This window comes from Bradyrhizobium sp. U531 (assembly GCF_051710265.1).
Lineage (GTDB): Bacteria > Pseudomonadota > Alphaproteobacteria > Rhizobiales > Xanthobacteraceae > Bradyrhizobium.
The window spans coordinates 1-3,764 of sequence record NZ_JASVEN010000026.1 but is presented as its reverse complement, the minus strand read 5'-3'; the positions used below and the strand labels follow the sequence as shown (position 1 = coordinate 3,764).

The following is a 3,764-nucleotide window of genomic DNA, read 5'->3' as shown; positions in this document are numbered from 1 at the left end:
AGTAGAGCAGTGTCATCGGATTCTTCAGTGGGCTCTTTGTCCTTCAGCACTATACTCGTCCTACTGGAAGTAGGGCTGTCGCTTGTTTTTGCGGAAGAGAAAAAGCCCCAAGGGCGAAATCCTCCCCAAGTGCACAGAGGCAGAGCCACGCTCATCACAACACGCGTAGCAATAAGCCGAGGTGTTTTAGGGTTTGCCATAGGGGCCTCTATACTATAAATAAGTTCAATCCAAAAGAGGATTCGATGAAAGGGTGGAATGGAATAGAATAACGGTATTAGACTATCATATCAAAATGAACTTGTCAATCGGAAATCTAGCGATAGGGAAACTCCCAAATCAAACCAATAATGACTTCATTACTGAATTACTAGATCGTTCGAATTCCGGTTCCTCAATCGAACAATGTTTCTAGTAGAGAGTTTTTCATTATCCCTCAGGCGGACCTCCGATTACGCGTAGAATTGAAATCCATTGGGGAATTCTTGGATGTTAGTAGACACTTGAGATGAGATAGATGACTGGTCAATACCCAATTGTCTATCATTCCAATTGACTCTCAAGCTCACGGTTCCACATACATAAGAAGAGATCTTATGTATGTGTTCGGAGGAAGCTGTATCTTATACCCTAATTTCGAGCTATTGTGATCAAGTGCGGGTCTAGGTCTTGAAAGAACTCGATGGGATTTGCTTCCATCGGAGCGAAATGATTGATTTTGGGCTTGGCAATTGCCGGAATTACTAGGCTCACTAAAGGCCCACTGAACGGCACAAAAAGAGAAAGGCACAAAAAGAGCAATAGCAATACACAAACAAGAATTTCAATTCTTGTTTGTGTATGCTCTGCACCTTTCAAGATTGGCCGATTAATCCCCAATCCGAAGAGTTTGTGAATTTGAAGAAGCCGTTGTCCGAGTGATAGCAGTATTTTGAGATTCGAGCTTGCCGAGCTTTTGCCACAAAAGACGATTCTGCTTCTTCTCATCCTTATCAAGAGCTAATGCGGTCCCATAACCGTGTTCTAGCCTTCTCTTTTCTCTGACTAGAGGATAAGTGTCCTCGAAGCTAGTCATTTGTCTTGATACGGAGGCGATTGCATCAAACGTCGTTTTACGGACCTGCTTTTCCTTCTCTATCTCAAAAGACACGGGGTCGACTTGTGATTGGGGGGCCCCGCACATTTTCGCGTAAGTGCTCTCGAGCGTATAGCTTTTCTCACAACTAGCGTGGATGAGCTTTCTTTTTGCTCGGATGAGTTCTTGTGCCAATGCCCATGCCTGCACTTCGATAGGAGTCTCAATCGGATCCGCATCCTCGTTAGGTTCCCGGACCTCCGCGAGGCGGGCATTCTGATTAGGTTCACTTTCGGAATCAGAAGTAACCGGCGCGGTAGTCTGCCTGATCTCCTTATTTATTGATTCGAGCTCGCAGAGCTTTTCCCACACCTTTTTATTCTCAGCATTATACAGATCTAATGCGGTACCATGACCCTGTTCGAGGTGGTCTCTGACTACTGGATGGGTATGCTCTAAGAGAGCTTTTTTTCTTTAAAAGGATTCCATTTCATGAAACGTGGTTTGACGAACCTGCTTTTCCTTGTCTATCTCTAAATACACGGAGTCGAGTTCCGATTGGGGGGACCCGCGCATTTCCATTTCCGCGCGGGTGGTCTCGAGCGTACAGCTTTTCTCACAACTAGCATAGATGAGCTTGCTTTTTGCGAGGATCAGCTCTTTTGTCAATGCCCATGCCTTCACTTCGATGGGCGTCTCCATCGGCTCCTCATCTTGGATCCAGTTAGCTTGCGGGACCTCCGCGAGGAGGGCAGTTTCATGAGGTTCACTTTCGGGAATAGTCGTACTACTTTCCGGAATCCTCGGAACTCTTGAGGAGCTTGCGAGGAACCGCTTCAGAATACGCCGCTCATGGAGCGCACGCTTCGCACTTTCAGCCCGTGCTTTTTTGATTGCGCGGGCGTGTTTGCGTTGCAAGTATAATAGTTCGTCCGAGCCCAAGAGGGAAACCGATTCCCCCAAATTGGAGGTCGATGCTCGGTTTTCTATATGTGTCATTTTGATCTCTGGATATTTCGTTACAATATCGAGGAGTGTGCGATCAATCTCCGCCATTGTGGTTTCCCGGAAATAGCGTTCTCTTTCGAGCGCATTATAGTCACTCTCCAGGTGAGCTTCTCCGATCCCCAAACGTCGCATGGTATCCACTCTCGACTCAATAATTCTACTTATCTTCTCGCTGCCCTCAATCAGATCGTTGAGTTCATCAATCAAACATTGGGACCAGTTGCAGTCCCGATATTCCGCCCCATTATCATTATCCCTTGTTTGGTCCTCTTCGGCAATCCGAAAGAGTTCCTGAGATTCTACGTCCTCAAGGAGGGCTTTTTTCTTAGAGTCTTTAGTTCCTGCTTTTTTTTCAGAAGGCATGGTCGAAGTGGTGCTGTGGCTTGCTTTTTGGGAAGAGAAACTCCTCCAAAGACGAGCTCCGCGCCACGAGCACAGGGGCAGAGCCACACCCAGAACAACTAACTTGAGTAAGGTTGAGAATTGCATGTGCATTATTATTGGTATGAAGTCTCCTTTGTATATTTATTCTTCTAGTATGAAAGAATAAACCTAAATTCAGATTGAACTAAATCATATTTATATGATATTTCTACTCTATCCATATCTCTTAATGGCAACAGAAAATCGCGCCAGAGGGAAGTTGCAACTATTCAATATGGACTTTATTACGTAATTACTCGATCGTTCGAATTCCGGATCTTCAATCGAACAATGTTTCTAGTAGAGAGTTATGGCATTGCCCCTCATAAAGAAGGATACAGGCCCAGCAGAAATTACTGGTTTTTCGAGACCCCGCTATAAGTTTTATCCATATACGTTCTGATCGCCAGTTCATACTAGATCCAGTTTCTTTTTATTGGAATTGAGAGAATAACCCAAATGAATTTTTACTTTCCTTTTTTTGTTCCAAAAGTCACTCTCATCAACTAGCACGATTATTATGTGAACCTTTAGCAGTCATTCATCCAATTGATTAGATAAGATCGAAAAAAGCATCCGCTTTATCGGATCTCACTATGTATATCTACATACATATAGGTAGCTTCTGTTTCGGTTTCATACATCTGCGGATCAATTTGAAATGAAAACTCGCTCTACTGAAAATGAAATGAATACCTTTATCCACAGGATGACGGTTCCACATACATAAGACAGAGATCTTATGTATGTGTTCGGAGGAAGCCGTGTCTTGTACCCAATTTCAAGAATCTATATTATGATCAAGTGAAGGTCTTGAAAGACCTGGATGGGATTTGCTTCTATCGGATCTAGAGAATCTTGTTCTTTTGAAGATGAAGAGATAAAGACGCCATTGCAATTGCCGGAACTACTAGGCCCACTAAAGGTACAAAAAGAGAGGGTAAGTTGAAAGTTGTCATAGAAGGAATACCTCGAGTTTCCATTTTTACCTGTTAGAAAGATCTCTTATGAGAAGTATATCTATTATCTAGTATAAGTAGATAATAGATATAAGTTGATAATAGATATAAGTAGATAATAGAGTGTCAGAAAAAGTGGAGCAATTTATAGTCCATCCAAATTTTAGTCCGGGCCGGAGTCGGAGTCTTCCGTTCCAGATGAAATCCGCAGATTTCCGGAATTCGAAGCACTGTCCGGAGTATTCGTACTACTTTCCGGAATCCTCGGAACTCTTGAGGAGCTTGCGAGGAACCGCTTC

Annotated in this window: 3 protein-coding genes; all 3 read right to left on the bottom strand. The window is 43.6% G+C overall.

Annotation, left to right across the window (positions count from 1 at the left end):
• Window positions 1-868: 868 nt before the first annotated feature.
• The gene (locus QRQ56_RS39105) at window positions 869-1,447 is read right to left on the bottom strand and encodes a hypothetical protein (RefSeq protein WP_438747102.1); all 579 of its coding nucleotides are present in this window, start codon (window positions 1,445-1,447) and stop codon (window positions 869-871) included.
• Between the two features lie 102 nt (window positions 1,448-1,549).
• Complete coding sequence (locus QRQ56_RS39100; RefSeq protein WP_438747100.1) at window positions 1,550-2,572, bottom strand: hypothetical protein; 1,023 nt, start codon at window positions 2,570-2,572, stop codon at window positions 1,550-1,552.
• Window positions 2,573-3,354: 782 nt separating this feature from the next.
• Window positions 3,355-3,465, bottom strand: a complete 111-nt coding sequence (gene psaI / locus QRQ56_RS39095) for a photosystem I reaction center subunit VIII (protein ID WP_438747099.1) — start codon at window positions 3,463-3,465, stop codon at window positions 3,355-3,357.
• Between the last annotated feature and the right edge of the window lie 299 nt (window positions 3,466-3,764).